Raw genomic sequence first — 18,015 nt, 5'->3', positions numbered from 1 at the left:
CGTCTTCGTCTTTCTCGTAGAGCTATTCCGGCTTAGCGTGATCGTGGTCGGCTGAGATGGGATAAGGCCACGGATTTGGCTCACACGTCACATCCTCGTCCGGATAAACCTCTTCCGAATCCTTGGCATAAAGCTCAGCATTGTTCAGGCTCAGTGTTTGCTGCATCATGACCGGAGCCAATTTGCCATCGCCACCGCACGGCTGGTGGGAGGCATAGCCGATAGCGTGGCCGAACTCGTGGTTGATGAGGTACTGGCGGTAGTTTCCTAGATCACCTTCAAAGGGAACTGCACCGCGTACCCAGCGCGATTCATTGAGATACACCGCTGATTCGCCCGTAATTGTCGTGTGGCAGGAAGTCTCTGATTGCAACTGTGCGCCGCACAGCTTTGCAGTCGTGCCTAGTGACGTGAGGCGAATGTGAGTATCTGGGTTGTCATCCGCTTTCACGTGGATGAATTCGTAATTCCCAGCGCCGGTCCACCCGCGGGGGTCGGCCAGGGTGGCGTCGACAAGCGCGACAACTGCACTGTCGCCCCCATAAGTGGAAGTATCCACGCCATCTTCAATCTCGACTGAAAACCGGATGGTTTGTGCACCGCCCTTGCCGGCATGCATCGTCGATGGGCCGGCGTCACGGTAGGTTTCCTCGCCCTGCTCAGTGAAGGTCCCGCCTGCGGGAAGCTCATCCTTAGCAGCAGCAATGGCGCTGGCATTTGCCGGGTCGGGCCCCTTCCGTGCGGATGTAGTGGCAACAACACTACTCGTTGCTTGCTCCTCCCCTGCCGTCGGTTCAGGCGACTCTGCTGACGGCGAGCGGAGCACGTCAACGAGAACCCAGACCGTGATGACAACCATGACGGGAATTGCCACCACCCGCCACCAGCCATAGTCGCGTGCAAAACGCGTCAGCGCTGAGGCGTGCTGAGAATGCTGCTGAGGGCGCTGATCACTGTGCGCGGGATTGTCCATGGCCATTTAGGCTACCCGCTAGCGAAGCTCGTGCGTACTTAACCCGCGAATCCCACGGTATGGGCGCGGGCAGTGCCGATTTCGACGTAGACGACGCGGTCCGTCCGCACAATGAACTTACGCCCCTTAGAGTCTTCTAGTTCGAGAGTGGAGTTGTCCGCCAAAGCACCATTGATCGTCTTAGTCAGCTCCTCCTGCTCACCTTCAGCGTGAATAACCAGCTCGCGTGCGGTATCGGCGAATCCAAACTTAATGTCCATGCTGTGCATGCTCCTTCGATAATTCTTCAACGTCCTGCCGAAGGGGCGCGTTTTAGCACCCGTGCTCCGGCGCTCTAATGGCCCCACTATAGCTACGTCCTCTACTATCAAGGTGTGCATTCCCCGAAATCCTCGAACGCTTCCCGCGATCACCGCGGGAACACCAGCGAATCGCCCACCTTTGCCGCACTAGGAGTCGCGGCAGAAATCTGCGATGCCTTGGCTGCGCGTGGAATCACGCATACTTTTGCCATCCAAGAACTGACTCTTCCCATCGCGCTCAGCGGTCAGGACCTCATTGGTCAAGCCCGCACCGGTATGGGCAAGACCTATGGCTTTGGCGTCCCACTGCTGGATCGGGTCTTTGATGATGCCGATATCCCAGAACTCGATGGCACTCCCCGAGCGCTGGTTATCGCCCCAACGCGCGAGCTAGCGATCCAGGTCAGCGGTGACCTCGAGGTGGCCGCCGCGCACTTGCCGCTCAGTGTGATCACGCTCTGTGGTGGCAGGCCGTACGAGGAACAGATTAAACAGATCAAAGCCGGCGCGGATGTTGTCGTGGGCACGCCTGGACGCCTTCTTGATTTGTGCCAGAAGAAGCACCTGAGCTTCGACAAGGTCAGTGTCCTCGTCCTTGATGAAGCAGATGAAATGCTGGACTTGGGATTTTTGCCGGATATCGAGAAGATTCTCACTCTTTTGCACGGAAACCCACACCAGACCATGCTCTTCTCCGCCACGATGCCGGGGCCAATCGTCACGCTGGCGCGCACCTTCCTCACCAAACCGGTTCATATCCGTGCCGAATCCGGTGATGATCAGCACACTCACTCCTCCACCAGCAAGATCACCTTCCAGGCTCACCGCATGGATAAGGTTGCGGTGTTGAGTCGCATTCTGCAGGCCGAAGGACGCGGAAGAACCATTATCTTTACCCGCACCAAACGCGCGGCAGCTTCCGTAGCGGAGGAACTGGCACAGCGAGGTTTCAACGTGGGCGCGGTCCATGGCGATATGGATCAGTCTGCACGCGAGCGCTCCCTTACCGCTTTCCGCGAGGGCACCGTGGACATTCTTGTGGCTACCGACGTGGCTGCGCGCGGTATCGACGTCGATGACGTCACGCACGTAATCAACCACCAGGTCCCAGATGATCCTATGACGTTCGTGCACCGCATCGGCCGTACCGGTCGTGCAGGACACACTGGAACTGCTGTCACCCTCGTGGGCTACGATGAACTGAGCAAATGGCACATTATCAACGATGAGCTCGATTTGGATCAGCCGGAACCGCCCCAGTGGTTTAGCACCTCACCGGAGCTTGCCGCAGCCCTCAGTATTCCCGAAGACGTTGAAGAATCCGTCGGACCACCCACCAAGGTGTTGGGCGCACCGCGCCGGTCCGGCTCGAATCGTCGCACTGCCACTGATTCCGCGCGTGCATCCCGCCGCACCCGCGCCCACACCCGTACACGCTCAACCCGCCAAGGAGGACGCCGATGAGCTCGGAGGCACAGGAGAATAGCTCCGCGCAGCCGGAGAAGAAGGCCGCGAAGGCTTCACAGAAAGCCCCGATTCTGCGCTCCTCCAAGGCGGATTGGACGGCTGTGGGCGTCATCAGCGCGGTGTGCGCCATCGCCGTTGGTGGCGCGTTTGTCACTGCCCCGATTCACAAAGCGGAACTCACCCCAGCCGTCGAATCGTCCGTCGATACTGACCCCGACACTCTCTCCTCCATCCCTTCTGCCTTGTCGAAGTCCTTTTCACTGCCTAATACCTTGGTGCCGGGCCAAACGCGGGCAGTGTCGTCAAAGGGGCTCGTGGTGGCCCACGAGGGCGATACCCTAACCGCCACTAATTCCGCAGGTGACACGGTGTGGACGTATCAGCGCCGTGATGCCGACCTGTGCTCACTTGGCACGGCGTGGAACAAGATCGTGGCGTCCTATCACACCAATGTTGGTTGCGGTGATGTCGTAGCGATTGACGCTGCAACCGGTGAGTACTCCGATACCCGCAGCGCACGCAGCTCCGATGAGGTTGTCCCTATTTCCTCGAATGACCGAGTCGGTACTGTCTCTACCGAGCGCATCGAACTCTGGCGTTCGGACCTGGTCCGCACGGTGGAATACGGTGATGTGGACGCCAAGCAAGAACCCAATATGCAGCCTCACGAAGACTGTGCCATCTCCTCTGCTCTGACGCGTACCGAAACGCTCGCCGTTACCGAGTCTTGCCCAGATTCCCCCACGTCGACGTGGCTTCGCATACAGGAGGCTACCCCGGAGGACTCGCGTAAGCCGGAAATTACCAAAGAGATTGAGATTACTGATCCGGGCGCGCGTCTGGTCGCCGTTGGTCAGGAAGCCGCCGCGGTCTACCTGCCCACAGGTACACCGCGCATTGTCTCCTACAATTTCGACGGCGAGCAGTTATCCACCACGGACGTCGAACCGTCCCAGGCCATTATTGATTCAGCCTCGCCCTTTGCACCGGCCATCGCTGACCTTCCCCACCACATGACGTGGTTCGATGGTGAGCGCCTCTACTTGTTCACCCCGACTGAGTTGAAGGTAGACCATGTGCTGAATAACGCCGTGGGCACCGGCATCGCCCTTGATGAACGCCTCCTCGTCCCCACCGAGGAGGGCATCGACGTGGTGAACTGGTCGAGCGGTCAGACTGAGCGCACCATCCCTGTGGACCGTGAAGGTTATACCGGCCCAATTTCGCTCACACTCTCAGGAACAGTGATTATTGAGCAGCGCGGCGACACGGCTGTGGCGCTTAAGGCCGATTAGCTTTAGGACCACCGCCGTCACTGACGGGCATCTACTTCAAGCGAATCCTTAAAAGTTCCGCTCGGCCCACTGCGCCGTTTCTGGCACCGCCATGAGAAGGTAGAGCACAACGGCCGCGCTGGCCAGGGTCACAGCCCCCAGGACCGGGGATCCACCGCTAAACATCTGGAACGCCATCGCTGCCAAAATGAACTCAACGAGGACAATAGCACCGCGCCCCCAGCGCCGCCCCTTCACAAAGGCCCGAGACGCCACAATGACGAAGCCGAAAACGATGAAGAGGAAGATGGCCGTGCCTAACCCCACGTAGCCAGCTGCACCGGAATCAGAGACCATCGAGGCATTCTCAGCACCAGTTACTTCGCGGATAATAAGGAAGATGCCAAAAATGATGACCGCGACGGATTGAATCACAGCAATGCCAGCAGACACGACAACCGAGCGCGGCGGGCTCGCAATCGTGGCCTCTTTCGGCGCAGACTTTGACTCCGCTTGAGAGGTCTTTCGGGAGGACGTCGAATTGCCAGTGTTTTTCTTCTTCTTAGTCACGTCTGCTTAGTCTACTTCTCCTGTCTACTTCCTCTTCTTTCCGCGGCGTTCACTGAACCGGTGGGCCGATAACGGGGGCAAATCCTCATAAATGGATTTGACGGGATCCAGGTCACCACACTCACCTTAGAAAAGAGAATATTGCAGGTAGAAGACTTTTTGACAGGATTCTTACAGCGCGCCGACGGAAGCGTAAGTGTAAAGATGAGCGTTTATTTTAGTGACGTTGACCACTTTTTGACGTTTACCCCTAGCGGACTTGGAGTAAACATGTCATTATTCTCAGGTAGCAAAAACAACGAGCTGTTAAACCAGTTCGAAACTCGGAGGAAAATCCGAGTAAACACAAGGTGAATCATGGCGGCGGCGACGCTGACCCTACCTCGAGACAGGGTCCCACTGACCGCAGACCGGTCCACCTTCCCCCTTCAACACTCGGGGCAGTTTCCTGCTGTGCTTACCGCTGTGAACTGTTCTTAGTGATCCACTGCTGTCACAATTTTGTTAGGAGATTTCAATCATGGATTGGCGCCACGAAGCCGTTTGCCGCGACGAAGACCCAGAGCTGTTCTTCCCAGTCGGTAACTCCGGCCCTGCACTTACTCAGATCGCAAAGGCCAAGCTGGTCTGCAACCGCTGCCCGGTTGCTTCCTCTTGCCTCAAGTGGGCCCTCGAGTCCGGCCAGGACGCCGGCGTCTGGGGCGGCCTGTCGGAGGAGGAACGCCGCGCTATCAAGCGTCGTAACCGCAGCCGCAGCCGCGCCCGCGTGTCTGCTTAAACACTCCCCCGATTTCCACTTCGGCATACCCTGCCGCTACAGTTAAATAAGTTCATTTACCCTTAACAGAAGGAGTACGCGATGAGCAAGCGTGGCCGTAAGCGCAAGGATCGCCGTAAGAAGTCCGCTAACCACGGCAAGCGTCCTAACGCATAACGTCAGCATTTAAGGCCCGTTCCCCATTACCGTGCATCCACGGCGGGAACGGGCCTTTGCTGTATCCACAGAAAGCCGCGGAGGCTTATCCCTTTATCCCCACGTGATTTCAGTGCGCGTAATCTGCACAGAAATCCGCCGACGCAAGGACTGCGGTGCGGCTTGACCACTACAGCACTTGCGAACAAGAGCCCTCACCACTTCTTCGCTTTCCAAGCGCTCCTGGCACACGTCGCACTGCGCGATGTGCTCGCGGATGGCGAGCGCCCGTGCATAGCTCGTCGATTCATCGAGCAGCTCCCGAAAGAGTGCATTTACCTCCGGAGAGTTGCACGCACCGCAGTTACGTCCTGTTGCGCGTTCCATTACTTCTCCTCCGTCTTTGAATTCATATCTGGGTGGTCGCGGCCAATGCCTTTTTCTCGTGCCACGTCCTTCAACGCAGTGCGGAGTAGTTTTCTTCCACGGTGCAATCGGCTCATCACCGTACCCAACGGGGTATCCATCACCTCAGCGATCTCCTTGTACGCCAGACCCACCACATCCGCGTAGTAGACCACCATGCGGTAATCCTCGGGAAGGTCGTTCATGGCGTCAGAGATTTCCGAGTCGGGCATCTGTTTCAACGCTTCCACCTCGGCGGATTCTAGGCCGGTCGAATCGTGTCCCGCAGTGGTGTACAGTTGGAAATCACTGAGCTCATCTGCCAACGACTCTGTCGGCCGGCGCTTCGCCTTGCGGTAGGAGTTGATATACGTATTCGTCATAATGCGGTAGAGCCAGGCCTTGAGGTTGGTGCCTTGCTTGAAGGAGCCGAAATTGCTGTAGGCCTTCAAGTAGGTCTCCTGGATCAAATCCTCTGCGTCCTGTGGGTTGCGGGTCAGCCGCATCGCACCACCGTAGAGCTGGTCCAGCAACGGCAGGGCTTGTTCCTCAAACAGCCTCTGCTGTTCGCGCTGCTTTTTTGAGGTTTCGCTCGCGCTCGTCGTGTCTGTGGCCATAGAAACTATCCTAGCGCCCCGGACTAGGGTGGTTCCTATGGCTAAGAAGACCCCGCATGCAGCTACCCCCGCACTCAAACTCCTAGCGGAGGCCGGTGTTGAGCACCGCGTCACCACCTTCGACGGCGGCAGCGACCATTTCGGGGAGGCGGCCATTAAGGCTTTGGATGTCGAGCCTGACCGCATTTTCAAGACCCTTGTCATCGACCTCACTGCCGGCAAAGGTCCCAAACGTCAGCTCGCCGTGTGTGTCCTTCCAGTAACCCACCAACTCAGTCTCAAGAAGGCCGCCGCTGCCTTCGGCGCCTCCAGAGCCTCTATGGCCAATCCTGCCGATGCTTCTAAGTCTTCCGGCTACATCCCCGGCGGTATTTCACCCCTCGGCCACAAACACGTCCTCCCCACAGTCATCGATGAAACAGCGGTGCTGTGGGATACCATCTTTTTCTCCGGCGGCAAGCGAGGCCTCGACATCGAAATGAACGCCGAAGATTTCTCCCAGGTCCTCGACGTCTCCTTCGCCGACCTCCTAGCCGAATAGGCATCCTGCCTCGGGCACGCTACACAGCTTTTAAAACAAGGTACTCGGCTTTTAAAACAAGGTACTCGGCGGTTGTTCGGCAATCAGCTCCGGATAGTCATTGCGGACGTTACCCACCGCCGGATCCGCCGGGCAAGCGTTGAAACCTTCCACCGAGCTCGGTTCGAGCAAGGCTTCCCCGGCGAGCCACGGCGCAATCTCTTCCCTGCGCAGGAATTTGGGCAAACGGTGGTGCAGCCACGCCATTTCCTCGGTAGCCTCAGTGGTCACCATCGTGGCCGATAACCTGTCCACGCCCGTGGCCCACAATCCCGCTGCCCACAGCAGCCCCTCGGGACCGGTGACGTAAAAGGGCTGTTTCTTCGCCTTCGGGTTATCGCCTGCTTTCCATTCGTAGTAGCCATCCAAGGGGATAACGCAGCGTTGGGCCTTGAAGGCATCACGAAAGGAGGGCTTCTTCGCCACCGTCTCAGCGCGTGCATTGAACAGCGGTGGCCCATCCAGGTCCTTCTTCCAGTGAGGGAGAAGTCCCCAGCGCGCCGGCTCTACTCGCGCGGTGGTGTCCTCAACACGGACGATGGCCACCGGTTGGGTCGGGGCAATGTTGTAGCGAGCGGGCGGCAAGCCCTCGGGCGCGTGGACCTCCTTGATGGATTCCCACTCACCGACCTCGTCGAGGAGGGACTCGGTAAACAGTACAAATCTTCCGCACATGCCCCCTATTATGGACTACATGTCTGATTTCTGGAGTGCGCCTCAACCCACCGGCCCCCTGTCGTGGACGCAGGAGATCCCTGGTTCGAAGTCGATGACTAACCGCGCCCTCATCCTTACCGCGTTGGCGGACTCCGCCTCAATCATTTACAACCCGCTCGTCTCTCGTGATACTGACCTCATGAGGAAAGCCCTCACAGCCATGGGCGTGGGATTCTCCGAGTGGGGACCGCACCTGCGCGTCACACCGGGCTCGCTGCACGGCGCGGAGGTAGATTGCGGCTTGGCCGGCACCATTATGCGTTTTCTGCCGCCGGTAGCCGCCTTGGCGGATGGGCCTGTGCTTATCGACGGTGACCCGTACGCCCGCAAGCGCCCCATGTCCACCATGACCACCGCGTTGCGTGAGATTGGCGTCGACGTCGAAGGCGATAGTGTGCCTCTGCGCATCACACCACGCGGTGTGCCGGATGTGTACGAGGTGACCATCGACGCCTCCTCATCCTCCCAGTTCGTGTCCGGCCTCCTCCTGGCTGCTCCGCGCTACCGCAATGGCCTCGTCGTGCTCCATAAGGGAGAACCTGTCCCCTCCCAGCCGCACATTGCGATGACTATTGCCATGCTGCGTGAGGCCGGCGTCTACGCTTTCTCGGCGGACAACAAGTGGGTCGTCCATCCGGGCCCCATCAGGGGCCGTGAGTGGTACATCGAGCCGGATCTCTCCAATGCGACGCCCTTCCTTGCCGCCGCGGCCGTTGCGGGCGGTAGCGTGTGTATTCCGAACTGGCCGGAGGAAACCACGCAACCAGGCGATGCTTTCCGCGGCATCCTGGAGCAGATGGGCGCCACCGTCGAGTACGTCCCACAGGCTCCCCGTAAGGAACCACACCTCACGGTGACCGGGCCTCAGGAAGGTGCAGCTGGCCTGCGCGGTGTTGACCTGGATATGGGGGATCTCGGCGAACTCACCCCGACCGTCGCGGCGCTGTGTGCGCTGGCCTCCACTCCTTCGACACTGACCGGAATCGCACACCTGCGAGGCCACGAGACGGACCGTCTGGCGGCTCTCGCAGCGGAGATTAATAACTTGGGTGGCAACGTTACCGAGCTTGACGACGGCCTCCGCATCACCCCCGCCCCACTTCATGGCGGGACGTGGCGTGCCTACGCGGATCATCGCATGGCCACCGCTGGTGCCATCATCGGCCTCGCTGTCGAGGGCGTGAACGTCGATGACATCGAGTGCACGTCGAAGACTCTGCCTAGCTTTGCCCAGATGTGGGAGGACATGGTCCGTGGCTAGACGCGCACGCAGTTACGACGAGTCCGATGTTCGCATTCGCCCAGGCAAGGGCTCCCGCCCGCGTACTAAGGACCGCCCCCAGCACAAGGACGCCAAATTCGGCATGGTCATCACCAAGGACCGCGGGCGCTGGGGAATCGCATTGGACGATAATGGCCCCATTGTCACTGCCATGCGCGCTCGAGAGATGGGCCGCACCCCCGTGGAGGTCGGCGATCGCGTCGGCGTCGTGGGCGATACCTCGGGTAAGAAGGACACGCTCGCGCGCATCGTGAAGCTAGAGGAGCGCACCTCCGTCCTGCGCCGCACTGCTGACGATACCGATCCCTATGAGCGCATCGTCGTGGCCAATGCCGACCGTCTCCTCATCGTTTCCGCCGTAGCGGACCCACCACCGCGTTCTGGTTTTGTGGAGCGCGCGCTCATCGCCGCGTTCGCCGGCAATATTCACCCAGTTCTGTGTCTAACCAAGACCGACCTCACCGATCCCGCTCCTTTTGCCAAGGAATTTGAGGACTTGAATGTCACCGTCGTGGAGGCCGGCGTAGATGATGACCTCACGGACGTCTGCCAGGCTATCGACGGCCACGTGACCGCCCTTATCGGGCACTCCGGTGTGGGCAAATCTACCTTGGTCAACCGCCTCGTCCCAGATGCCCACCGAGAAACGGGTGAGGTCTCTGCCGTGGGCAAAGGCCGCCACACCTCGACGCAGTCAGTCGCTCTGCGTCTGCCTGCTTCTGGAGATACGCCGCACGGCGGTTGGATTATTGATACCCCCGGTATCCGCTCCTTCGGTCTGGCTCACATCGATGCGGAAAACGTCATCGAGGTGTTTGAGGACCTTGCGGAGGCCATCGAAGACTGCCCCCGCGGCTGTACCCATGCCGGCCCCCCAGCCGACCCCGAGTGCGGATTGGACCTCAACATCGAAGACGGCACCGCCTCAGCTCGGCGCCGCGATGCCGTCCGCACTCTGCTAGCAGCCCTGCGCACCAATGTGGACTGGGCTTAGCCTGAACCTTAAGCCGGAATCATGTCTGCCAACTGAGGCGGCAGAACAGTCTTGAGGAACGGGCCAGCAGCACGCAGAGCCATCAGGATGATGGTGAGAGCACCACTCACACCGAGGATGATTGCACCACCCTTATCGATGTTGGAGGAGGTGTTGTCGCCGTCCGAATCCTTCTTCTTGTTGAACTCTTCCTTCTTCGCACACGCGTTGAGCGCCTTAATGTACTCCGGTGCGATGTCGCGGAAGGTCTCGGCTACCTTGATGTTGTTCTTGGCGCGCTTTACCGCGTCTTCGTCACCAAGCTCGACCTCAGTCTCAAAATCTGCAAGGTCGCGGTACAGCTCGTCAGACTGGTTCTGAACAGCACGTGCCCGGGCCCCGGCGTCCTTCGGCAGGATCTCGTAGTCATCCTGGAGCAGGCCAGAATCCACATCGTTGTCCTTGGACTCGGCGTTGGACAGGTCGGACGATTCCTTATCGCTCAAAGTGATGGTGCACTTATTGTTCTTGATGGAGGTGGTCACTGCACCGGCAGTCGGGGCAACGACACCGCCAGCCACAAGCGCGACGGACAAGGTCGAGGTAGCCACCACACGGCGAATACGGGAGGAAGACATTGGTGAGAGCCTTTCGATCGAGCTAAGTTTTACCTAAGCAGACTATCAACAATTAGCCCAACTTGGGCAGGTACTCCCCAAATTGCTGATAGATAGCCATACCGACGCTGATGATGCCGAAAAGAGTCGCGATGATGACACCGGCCGGCCCTTGGGAGGAGCCTTCCACGATGCGCAGCCACGGCGTGGTGGGCTGCTCAGCAAGACTCGGGTCCTGCTTTTCCGTATCGGATGCAGTGCTGTTGGTGCTGCTTTGCGACGTCTCCACCGCATTCTTGACGGGAGCGGCTGCTTCTTGTGCGCCAGCGGCAGGGGCGCCAAGAACAGCGGTGGACAGTGCGGCAGCAGTAATCAGTGCAGAAAGACGGGATGCCTTCATGGGGGTAACTCCTTAAAGTTGAAAGCCCTGCTCGGCAGGGCTTCAAGGGGGGAAGAAAGCGGAATGAGCTTGAGTTTAGAGCAGCTCGACGAGGAAAGGTAGCTCCGTCGGGTCGTAGAACGCCATGAAATTATCCAGGGCATCACCAACGGCGAGCTCAGCGTCTTCATCGCCCAAGTCGGCGTTATCAATGGCCTCAATGGCCTTTGCTGTAGCTGCTTCGGATTCCTCGATGTCGACGTGAATCGCCTGCAGGTTGTCCTTGGTAATGATGGCCGGGTTCAGTGCCACTACGGGCTCGCCCATATCTGGCTTCGGGGTAACGACAGACTCATCGACATCCACCGAGATTACGACGCGGCGATGCGGGAATTTCTCCTCATCACCAATGGCCAGCAGGCGCAGAGAGGCCATGGAGGCTTCAAGGAAGGCAGAATAAGCAATCTCCTCTTCATCTCCGCCTTCGGTATAGAACTCCCGCAGCGCCGGAGTCACCATAAAGCCCCATCCACTGCGTGCAGCGAGCTGACCGGTTTCCTCCAGCTCGCTGAGCATAGCGAACGTGGCGGGCAAGAAGACACGCACGTCTGAGGACACTTAGAACTCACCTTCAATGTCGAAGACGGCCTGGACCTCAACGCTGGTGCGGTCAAAGACCGTGTAGAGCATACCGACCATGCCATTTTCCACAGCGGCGCGCACATTCACGATGGAATCATCCACCATGACGCAGTCATTAATAGGCAGATCGATAGCATCGGCAGCGGCCTGGAAGGCAGCACGATCCGGTTTTTCGGCACCGATCTCGCCGGAGAGGACTACGGCGTCGACGATGCCGCGGTATTCCCATTCGCGAATGTGCTCAGCGCCTGGGCCGCCTGGATCGTTGGAGAGAATAGCGGTGGCCACACCATTCGACTTGGCAGCGGCAAACAGTGCACGCCAGCGCTTGACGTCTTCCTCGGTGCCGTCCAGCACACCTACAAAATCAACGATGAGTCCACGCATAATTTCTATCCTTCACCCTTCGCGTTGAGCTGTGTATATCGTCCGAAAGTATAGCGAACCTACAGTGTGAACGCTCCTACCACCCGCGTCCTGCAGCGAGCTAGCAGCCAAGGCTGTCAGCGTGGCACAATGAAAAGGCGTCCAGCTCTCCTCTCCCCTGTCTGCGCCGCTCACCGCTGGGAAGGTTAGCTCTTGTGTACATCCCCATCCCCGGAATGAGCCATCTGCAGCTCTACGCCGCTCCACAGCGCATTCGCTATGAAAGCGAACCTACCGCCGCTGACCTCGCGACGCGTGAGGAGATCCGCGGTTTGGTCGTCATCGTAGTGGAGGTTGCGGCATCCCTGCGGCCGTTAAGCCATCTCGACAGCGCACGTTTTGCGCCAGAAATCTCCACGCACATTCGGGCGTGGAAGAAGGCTCAGCCTGCCGATAGGAGCCGCGGGCGCATCGCGCTCAGCAGTTTGCATGCGCGGGCCAATGGTGAATACTTCGGTTCCGCCGTTATTGGCGGCCAGCAGCGCGCTTTTACCGGCTCCGCGTCCGGCCGGCACTTACGTTCATTTCGCATGCTGACAGTGGGCCCCCGAACCCCACTGTAAGTCCGCTTAGAACCAGGAACCCAGCTTGATAAGGATCGGGGTCCAGTCAATTCCTGCGAAGGCGGCGGAGGCGCTAATAAGCGCCAAGCTGATTCCCCCGAACATGGTGGCGTGGGTAGCGGCACCTGCTACGGGGTCGGAAGAGCCCGCGACTGCTGGGGCGTCGGCAACAGCACCGCACTCGGTGGCAACTGAGTTCTGAGAGCTCAGGCCAGCCGGGCTCTCAGACCCCTCAGCACCGGAGCCCTCCTCAGAGCTGAGCACGGAAGACAACTGGCATTGCTCTTCCGGTGCTACCTCAAAGGCGGAGGCAACTGCGCCGCCGCCCAGCAGGGTGGCGGAGGCAAAAACGGACAAACCTACTCGCATAGAGAAGCGGCGCATGATGATGAGAACCTCCGAGACACGAAACGAATAATATTCTGACAGTATAAAGCTAAGTGCCTCCAATGAAAACACGCCACGGGGAGCCTACCCCGCAGCGTCTTTTCAGGATGTTGTGTGCTTGGTTTTAAGCCTCACCGGATTCAGCGGCATTAGCCTCTTCCTGAGCCTTGAACTGCTTGCGCAACATAAACAGCTGGCGCACAGTTTCTTCCTTCACACCGTCGTTCATGGCGTTGAACATCTCGCCGCCTTCCTTCTGGTACTCCACCAGAGGATCGCGCTGTGCCATGGCACGCAGACCGATACCTTCCTTGAGGTAGTCCATCTCGTAGAGGTGTTCGCGCCACTTCTGGTCGATGATCGGGAGGATGATCATGCGCTCAGTGTTGCGCATCTGGCTCTCGCCGCCGATGGCGGTGACGGAGTCTTCCAGCTTGTCGTACTCCGAGTTAGCGTCGGCAAGCAAAGCGTCACGAAGCTGCTCCGCAGAAAGCTCACCGGCGGAGCCGTACTCGGTACCGTCAACGAGTGACTCGTGCGACATAGTCGGCCCATAGAGGGACTCGAGCGCGTTCCACAGCTCATCGAGGTTCCAATCCTCGACATAGCCGGTGGCCGTCGCGCCAGAGACATAAGCAGAGACGGTGTCATCGATCATGGAGCGGATGTTGTCCTTGATGTCACCGGCATCGAGGATGTCGTGGCGGGTAGCGTAGACAACCTTGCGCTGCTCGTTGAGGACCTCATCGTACTTGAGCACGTTCTTACGCATCTCAAAGTTCTGGTTCTCCACCTGCGCCTGCGCGCCCTTAATGGAGTTAGAGACCATCTTGGCCTCGATCGGAACATCATCCGGCACGTTCAGACGATTCATCATGTTTTCCATCGACTGGCCGACGAAACGCACCATGAGCTCATCGCGCATGGACAGGTAGAAACGGGTCTCACCGGGGTCACCCTGACGGCCGGAACGACCACGCAGCTGGTTGTCGATGCGGCGCGACTCGTGACGCTCGGTACCCAGGACGTACAGGCCACCGGCCTCACGGACCTCGTCACCAAGCTTCTTGGAACGCTCCTTCTCCTCATCGATCTCGGCGTCCCACGCCTCCTGGTACTTCTCCTCGTCCTCGAAGGGATCTAGTCCGCGCTCGCGCAGCTTTTCATCGAGGATGACTTCGGGGTTACCACCGAGCACAATATCGGTACCACGGCCGGCCATGTTGGTAGCCACCGTCACGGTGCCGGGGCGACCCGCGCGAGCGACGATCTGGCCCTCTTGTTCGTGGTGCTTCGCGTTGAGCACCGAGTGCTTGATGCCGCGCTTGCTCAGCAGCTGGGAGAGGTACTCGGAACGCTCCACAGACGTTGTACCCACCAGCACCGGCTGGCCGGCCTCGACATGTTCAGAGATGTCATCGACCACGGCGGCGAACTTCGCCTCCTGAGTCTTGTAAATGCGGTCGGAGTGGTCGATACGCTGGTTCGGCTTGTTCGTCGGAATCGGCACCACATCGAGGCCGTAGATGGAGTGCAGCTCGGCAGCCTCGGTTTCGGCGGTACCGGTCATGCCGGAAATCTTGTCGTAGAGACGGAAGTAGTTCTGGAGGGTGACGGTTGCCAGCGTCTGGTTCTCGTTCTTGATCTCCACCTGCTCCTTGGCCTCGATGGCCTGGTGCATGCCCTCGTTATAACGACGACCAGCCAGGACACGGCCGGTGAAGCCGTCCACAATCATGACCTCGCCGTTGCGGACGATGTAGTCCTTATCGCGGGTAAAGAGTTCCTTAGCCTTCAGCGCGTTGTTGAGGTAGGACACCAGCTGCGAGTGCTCAGGAGCGTAGAGGTTATCAATACCGAGCTGATCCTCAACGAACTCGACACCATCTTCCAGCACACCGATGGTGCGCTTCTTGTGGTCGACCTCGTAATGGATACCTTCACGCATCTTCGGCGCCAACTGGGAGAAGACGCTGTAGAACTGGGAGGAACCGTCAACCGGGCCGGAAATGATGAGCGGGGTACGGGCCTCATCAATAAGAATGGAGTCCACCTCATCGACGATGCAGTAGTGGTGGCCGCGCTGTACGGTGTCATCGAGCGAGCGGACCATGTTGTCGCGCAGATAGTCAAAGCCCAACTCGTTGTTAGTACCGTAGGTGATATCGCACGCATAGGCCTCTTTACGCTCCGGCGGGCGCATCTCGGAAAGAATGACGCCAACGGAGAGACCAAGCCAGCGGTGCACACGGCCCATCATCTCCGCGTCACGCTTAGCCAGGTAGTCGTTAACGGTCACGATGTGCACACCCTTGCCCTCAAGCGCATTGAGGTAGGCCGGCAGCAGTGAGGTCAGGGTCTTACCCTCACCGGTGCGCATCTCAGCAACGTTGCCGAAGTGCAGGGCAGCACCGCCCATGATCTGCACCTTGTAGTGCTTCTGATCCAGCACGCGCCAGGCAGCCTCACGCACGGTTGCAAAAGCCTCAAGCAGAATGTCGTTGAGCTTCTCGCCCTTGCTCAGGCGCTCCTTAAACTCCTCCGTCTTCGCCTTCAGCTCATCGTCGGAGAGCTTGGCAAAATCATCCTCGAGGGCAATAACATCATCAGCCATCTTGGCTAGGCGCTTTACGGTGCGTCCCTCACCGGCGCGGAGCAGCTTGGAAAGTCCAAACACGTCTAGATAGTCCTTCTTGTCGCGACAATATAGTTAACTCGTCGCCATTGTACTCACTAGGTTTTAAGCCTCGCTGCAGGGCTAGCCCAAAGTCTCTCTAGACTGCCCCACTCCACCGCGAGTTCGACGTTCACTCAGTTCCCCCTGTTAACGATCCCGTGGAGGACAACGATTTCCTTAACAAAGGTGAACGATGTTCATCTTGCTCCTCTCGCTTCGTCCCGAGGAATGTCCACTCCACGCCCTACACGAAAAGGACTAAACCATGAAGCTTTCCAGGTTTGCCGTAGCCGCAGCCACCTCCACCGCCCTGGCGGTCAGCACGCTCACCGCCCCTGCCGCCTTTGCTGCCGAAGACGATACCCCACAAGGCGGAAGTGCCATGTGGCTCTATAGCACCATTATGACCGGAGCATTAGAAATCGCTAAAAGCTCTCACGCCCCTAATACGCATCCAACCGAAAACTTCGGCACGGATTTGCTCATCGTTGCCCCGCTAGCTATCGCGCTGATTCCACTCCAAATCGTGGCCGAGCAAGAAGTCCGCCTATCGAGCCAATTCTCCCTCTAGGAATCCGCCTCCAGTACAGAGTAAAAAGGCCCTCGCCGCACAGTCCACAGTGCAGCGAGGGCCTTTGGCTCTTCGGCGACCAGTATGCGCTTGACTTACGCAACTAGACGGGAAGGCGCGAGAGCTTAGCTCTCTTCGTTCTCCTCAGTCAGAGAGATGAGACCGTAGTCGTAGGCATGGCGGCGGTAGACCACAGACGGCTTATTGTTCTCCACATTGACGAAAAGGTAGAAATCGTGGCCCACCAGCTCCATCTCGCTGAGGGCATCATCGACAGACATCGGGGTGGCCGGGTGCTCCTTGAAGCGCACGATCTGGCCCGGGCGGACATCTTCGACGGTCTCTGCGTACGGATCGATGTAGCGATCTTCCTTGGTGAGCTTGGCCGCCTCAGCCTCAGCAACCATCTCGGCGGCAATCTCGCCGGTACCCTTCTGGGCGCGGTGGCCGGACTTGACGTTCTCGCGGCGGACCTTGACCTTGCGCAGGGAGCGCTCCATCTTGCTCAGGGCCGTCTCGAGGGCAGCGTAGAAGGAGTCTTCCTTAGCCTCCGCACGAGCGATATGGCCCTTACCGGTGGCAGTGATCTGCAGGCGCTCAGCCTCGGACTCGCGGCGCGGGTTCGGCTCGTGCATCAGCTCTACATGGAAGAACGTCAGAGTCGGATCAAGGCGCTCAATCTTGGCCAGCTTACCGGCGACGCGCTCCTGGAAGTGTTCCGGAACTTCCACGTTACGGCCCGTGATGGTGATTTGAGCGTTGGTCTGCTGGGACATGTAAATGCCTCCCTTTACTCGTGGGGACTGAATGACGCACATTCTGCGGACCTTGAGAAGGCCTGTGATGAGGGCTTCTCATCCGCTTCCCTGTGACACCCCTCATGCTACCACTGGTCATAACCAACGGATCGACCGGCCCCCTCTTCACGCTCCGGCCAGTGCGCCTAGCTAGGCATCTGCCAGCACAATCGCGCCAACCACGTCACCCCCGACGGCCCTTATTCGCGCGGCGCTCGCGCGCAAGGTAGCACCGGTGGTCACGACATCGTCGACAAGCACCACCGATTGTCCCGTAAGCTGCTGCGCGCAGGGCCGAAGAAGCACTGCCGCGCGCATATTATCCGCACGCTCACCTGCTGTCAGTTCCGACTGATCCGCGCTCGATTCCGACGTAGCCAGTGCTTGGAGTGTGCGCCAACCGGGAAGCCGCGACACTGCCGACTCACACAGCGCAGTAACCGGATCACCACCGCGGGAACGTGCCGAGGACGCGCGAGTCGGCGCCGGGACGAGCAATGCTGTCTCGGGAATATCGCCACGCGCACGCAAATACTCAATACCAGCCGCCACCACGGCACCCATGTGCCCACGCACCGCGTGGTTACCGCGCTCTTTCATCGCGATGATCACGCCGCGGCGGGTATCGGAATAGGGGCCCAAGGCCCACGCAGGAAACCCCAGTGGGATGGGGCGCTCAACTCGGCGCGGCACCTCGCGAAGATGTTCCTGGCAGCGCGGGCACAGCACCCCACCGGCCTCAGTCTCATCACCGCAACCAGCGCAAGGGCGCGGCAGAATCAACTCCACGAGTGAGGCCGCAAGCTCCCCTATCCCCCACTGTTTCGGCATGCTGTCTACTCTAGCTGTACTGACCGGACACGTTGATTGAGGCTAGACGGGT

At 59.2% G+C, this 18,015-nt stretch carries 23 protein-coding genes; 9 read left to right on the top strand and 14 right to left on the bottom strand.

What is annotated here, in order from left to right; all coding sequences use genetic code 11:
• Window positions 1-22: 22 nt before the first annotated feature.
• Together I6J26_RS09470 and I6J26_RS09465 are read right to left on the bottom strand one after the other, a co-directional pair.
• On the bottom strand, window positions 23-973 hold the full coding sequence (locus I6J26_RS09470) for a DUF3152 domain-containing protein (RefSeq protein WP_239107263.1): 951 nt from the start codon (window positions 971-973) through the stop codon (window positions 23-25).
• A gap of 38 nt (window positions 974-1,011) precedes the next feature.
• Entirely contained in the window at window positions 1,012-1,233 is a 222-nt protein-coding gene (locus I6J26_RS09465) for a DUF3107 domain-containing protein (protein ID WP_115021387.1), read from the bottom strand.
• A 114-nt stretch (window positions 1,234-1,347) separates the two neighbouring features.
• Here I6J26_RS09465 and I6J26_RS09460 point away from each other — a divergent pair, with 114 nt between their 5' ends.
• Complete coding sequence (locus I6J26_RS09460) at window positions 1,348-2,739, top strand: DEAD/DEAH box helicase (RefSeq protein WP_115021386.1); 1,392 nt, start codon at window positions 1,348-1,350, stop codon at window positions 2,737-2,739.
• Entirely contained in the window at window positions 2,736-4,037 is a 1,302-nt protein-coding gene (locus I6J26_RS09455) for an Rv3212 family protein (RefSeq protein WP_115021385.1), read from the top strand. Before I6J26_RS09460 ends, I6J26_RS09455 begins: the two co-directional genes overlap by 4 nt.
• Window positions 4,038-4,085: 48 nt before the next feature.
• On the opposite strand, the gene I6J26_RS09450 is transcribed toward I6J26_RS09455, so the two are convergent.
• Window positions 4,086-4,586, bottom strand: a complete 501-nt coding sequence (locus tag I6J26_RS09450) for a hypothetical protein (RefSeq protein WP_115021384.1) — start codon at window positions 4,584-4,586, stop codon at window positions 4,086-4,088.
• Window positions 4,587-5,106: 520 nt separating this feature from the next.
• Between I6J26_RS09450 and I6J26_RS09445 the strand changes: the two genes are divergently transcribed.
• Together I6J26_RS09445 and I6J26_RS13005 are read left to right on the top strand one after the other, a co-directional pair.
• Window positions 5,107-5,364, top strand: a complete 258-nt coding sequence (locus tag I6J26_RS09445; RefSeq protein ID WP_070672799.1) for a WhiB family transcriptional regulator — start codon at window positions 5,107-5,109, stop codon at window positions 5,362-5,364.
• A gap of 81 nt (window positions 5,365-5,445) precedes the next feature.
• Window positions 5,446-5,520 carry a 50S ribosomal protein bL37 gene (locus I6J26_RS13005; RefSeq protein WP_012714902.1) on the top strand — a complete coding sequence of 25 codons (75 nt, stop codon included), beginning with the start codon at window positions 5,446-5,448 and terminating at the stop codon, window positions 5,518-5,520.
• Window positions 5,521-5,613: 93 nt separating this feature from the next.
• Here I6J26_RS13005 and rsrA read toward each other — a convergent pair whose 3' ends face one another.
• Together rsrA and I6J26_RS09435 are read right to left on the bottom strand one after the other, a co-directional pair.
• Window positions 5,614-5,886, bottom strand: a complete 273-nt coding sequence (rsrA, locus tag I6J26_RS09440) for a mycothiol system anti-sigma-R factor (RefSeq protein ID WP_115021383.1) — start codon at window positions 5,884-5,886, stop codon at window positions 5,614-5,616.
• Entirely contained in the window at window positions 5,886-6,521 is a 636-nt protein-coding gene (locus I6J26_RS09435) for a sigma-70 family RNA polymerase sigma factor (RefSeq protein WP_115021382.1), read from the bottom strand. Before I6J26_RS09435 ends, rsrA begins: the two co-directional genes overlap by 1 nt.
• 37 nt (window positions 6,522-6,558) lie before the next feature.
• On the opposite strand from I6J26_RS09435, the gene ybaK reads away from it, so the two are divergent.
• Window positions 6,559-7,062 (top strand): Cys-tRNA(Pro) deacylase, encoded by a 504-nt coding sequence (gene ybaK / locus I6J26_RS09430; protein WP_115021381.1) that lies wholly within the window; start codon window positions 6,559-6,561, stop codon window positions 7,060-7,062.
• Between the two features lie 51 nt (window positions 7,063-7,113).
• On the opposite strand, the gene I6J26_RS09425 is transcribed toward ybaK, so the two are convergent.
• Window positions 7,114-7,776 carry an SOS response-associated peptidase gene (locus tag I6J26_RS09425; RefSeq protein WP_115021380.1) on the bottom strand — a complete coding sequence of 221 codons (663 nt, stop codon included), beginning with the start codon at window positions 7,774-7,776 and terminating at the stop codon, window positions 7,114-7,116.
• Between I6J26_RS09425 and aroA the strand changes: the two genes are divergently transcribed.
• Window positions 7,775-9,079 carry a 3-phosphoshikimate 1-carboxyvinyltransferase gene (gene aroA, locus I6J26_RS09420; RefSeq protein ID WP_115021379.1) on the top strand — a complete coding sequence of 435 codons (1,305 nt, stop codon included), beginning with the start codon at window positions 7,775-7,777 and terminating at the stop codon, window positions 9,077-9,079. The two genes, I6J26_RS09425 and aroA, sit on opposite strands and share 2 nt — an antisense overlap.
• Window positions 9,072-10,094, top strand: a complete 1,023-nt coding sequence (gene rsgA, locus I6J26_RS09415; protein ID WP_115021378.1) for a ribosome small subunit-dependent GTPase A — start codon at window positions 9,072-9,074, stop codon at window positions 10,092-10,094. The genes aroA and rsgA overlap by 8 nt, the downstream gene beginning before the upstream one ends.
• Before the next feature lie 8 nt (window positions 10,095-10,102).
• Here rsgA and I6J26_RS09410 read toward each other — a convergent pair whose 3' ends face one another.
• The 4 genes from I6J26_RS09410 to I6J26_RS09395 all read right to left on the bottom strand — a co-directional run bounded on the left by I6J26_RS09410 (window position 10,103) and on the right by I6J26_RS09395 (window position 12,098).
• Window positions 10,103-10,711: a hypothetical protein gene (locus I6J26_RS09410; protein ID WP_115021377.1), complete on the bottom strand. Its 609-nt coding sequence runs from the start codon at window positions 10,709-10,711 to the stop codon at window positions 10,103-10,105.
• A 52-nt stretch (window positions 10,712-10,763) separates the two neighbouring features.
• Window positions 10,764-11,090 (bottom strand): hypothetical protein, encoded by a 327-nt coding sequence (locus I6J26_RS09405; RefSeq protein WP_115021376.1) that lies wholly within the window; start codon window positions 11,088-11,090, stop codon window positions 10,764-10,766.
• 75 nt (window positions 11,091-11,165) lie between these two features.
• Window positions 11,166-11,675, bottom strand: coding sequence for a DUF6912 family protein (locus tag I6J26_RS09400; RefSeq protein ID WP_181815430.1), 510 nt, complete (start codon window positions 11,673-11,675; stop codon window positions 11,166-11,168).
• Window positions 11,676-11,687: 12 nt separating this feature from the next.
• Window positions 11,688-12,098, bottom strand: a complete 411-nt coding sequence (locus tag I6J26_RS09395; RefSeq protein ID WP_039674214.1) for an HAD-IA family hydrolase — start codon at window positions 12,096-12,098, stop codon at window positions 11,688-11,690.
• 194 nt (window positions 12,099-12,292) lie between these two features.
• On the opposite strand from I6J26_RS09395, the gene I6J26_RS09390 reads away from it, so the two are divergent.
• Complete coding sequence (locus I6J26_RS09390) at window positions 12,293-12,700, top strand: hypothetical protein (protein WP_070672824.1); 408 nt, start codon at window positions 12,293-12,295, stop codon at window positions 12,698-12,700.
• Window positions 12,701-12,706: 6 nt separating this feature from the next.
• Here I6J26_RS09390 and I6J26_RS09385 read toward each other — a convergent pair whose 3' ends face one another.
• A complete protein-coding gene (locus I6J26_RS09385; RefSeq protein ID WP_115021374.1) occupies window positions 12,707-13,084 on the bottom strand; it encodes a hypothetical protein in 378 nt (125 codons plus the stop codon).
• A gap of 127 nt (window positions 13,085-13,211) precedes the next feature.
• On the bottom strand, window positions 13,212-15,764 hold the full coding sequence (secA, locus tag I6J26_RS09380; RefSeq protein ID WP_115021373.1) for a preprotein translocase subunit SecA: 2,553 nt from the start codon (window positions 15,762-15,764) through the stop codon (window positions 13,212-13,214).
• Window positions 15,765-16,029: 265 nt separating this feature from the next.
• On the opposite strand from secA, the gene I6J26_RS09375 reads away from it, so the two are divergent.
• Window positions 16,030-16,335 carry a hypothetical protein gene (locus I6J26_RS09375; protein ID WP_115021372.1) on the top strand — a complete coding sequence of 102 codons (306 nt, stop codon included), beginning with the start codon at window positions 16,030-16,032 and terminating at the stop codon, window positions 16,333-16,335.
• 125 nt (window positions 16,336-16,460) lie between these two features.
• Here the strand turns inward: I6J26_RS09375 and hpf are convergent, their stop codons facing one another.
• Together hpf and I6J26_RS09365 are read right to left on the bottom strand one after the other, a co-directional pair.
• Window positions 16,461-17,111, bottom strand: coding sequence for a ribosome hibernation-promoting factor, HPF/YfiA family (gene hpf, locus I6J26_RS09370; protein WP_115021371.1), 651 nt, complete (start codon window positions 17,109-17,111; stop codon window positions 16,461-16,463).
• 171 nt (window positions 17,112-17,282) lie between these two features.
• Entirely contained in the window at window positions 17,283-17,963 is a 681-nt protein-coding gene (locus I6J26_RS09365; protein WP_115021370.1) for a ComF family protein, read from the bottom strand.
• Window positions 17,964-18,015: the final 52 nt, after the last annotated feature.

This window comes from Corynebacterium minutissimum (assembly GCF_016889765.1).
Taxonomy (GTDB): domain Bacteria; phylum Actinomycetota; class Actinomycetes; order Mycobacteriales; family Mycobacteriaceae; genus Corynebacterium; species Corynebacterium minutissimum_B.
This window is presented reverse-complemented; position numbering and strand designations above follow the sequence as displayed.

Coding starts and splice junctions, on each gene's coding strand:
- I6J26_RS09470 (WP_239107263.1), bottom strand. CDS start 973: ATGGACAATCCCGCGCACAGTGATCAGCGCCCTCAGCAGCATTCTCAG.
- I6J26_RS09465 (WP_115021387.1), bottom strand. CDS start 1,233: ATGGACATTAAGTTTGGATTCGCCGATACCGCACGCGAGCTGGTTATT.
- I6J26_RS09455 (WP_115021385.1), top strand. CDS start 2,736: ATGAGCTCGGAGGCACAGGAGAATAGCTCCGCGCAGCCGGAGAAGAAG.
- I6J26_RS09445 (WP_070672799.1), top strand. CDS start 5,107: ATGGATTGGCGCCACGAAGCCGTTTGCCGCGACGAAGACCCAGAGCTG.
- rsrA (WP_115021383.1), bottom strand. CDS start 5,886: ATGGAACGCGCAACAGGACGTAACTGCGGTGCGTGCAACTCTCCGGAG.
- I6J26_RS09435 (WP_115021382.1), bottom strand. CDS start 6,521: ATGGCCACAGACACGACGAGCGCGAGCGAAACCTCAAAAAAGCAGCGC.
- ybaK (WP_115021381.1), top strand. CDS start 6,559: ATGGCTAAGAAGACCCCGCATGCAGCTACCCCCGCACTCAAACTCCTA.
- aroA (WP_115021379.1), top strand. CDS start 7,775: ATGCCCCCTATTATGGACTACATGTCTGATTTCTGGAGTGCGCCTCAA.
- I6J26_RS09425 (WP_115021380.1), bottom strand. CDS start 7,776: ATGTGCGGAAGATTTGTACTGTTTACCGAGTCCCTCCTCGACGAGGTC.
- I6J26_RS09410 (WP_115021377.1), bottom strand. CDS start 10,711: ATGTCTTCCTCCCGTATTCGCCGTGTGGTGGCTACCTCGACCTTGTCC.
- I6J26_RS09405 (WP_115021376.1), bottom strand. CDS start 11,090: ATGAAGGCATCCCGTCTTTCTGCACTGATTACTGCTGCCGCACTGTCC.
- I6J26_RS09395 (WP_039674214.1), bottom strand. CDS start 12,098: ATGCGTGGACTCATCGTTGATTTTGTAGGTGTGCTGGACGGCACCGAG.
- I6J26_RS09385 (WP_115021374.1), bottom strand. CDS start 13,084: ATGCGCCGCTTCTCTATGCGAGTAGGTTTGTCCGTTTTTGCCTCCGCC.
- I6J26_RS09375 (WP_115021372.1), top strand. CDS start 16,030: ATGAAGCTTTCCAGGTTTGCCGTAGCCGCAGCCACCTCCACCGCCCTG.
- hpf (WP_115021371.1), bottom strand. CDS start 17,111: ATGTCCCAGCAGACCAACGCTCAAATCACCATCACGGGCCGTAACGTG.
- I6J26_RS09365 (WP_115021370.1), bottom strand. CDS start 17,963: ATGCCGAAACAGTGGGGGATAGGGGAGCTTGCGGCCTCACTCGTGGAG.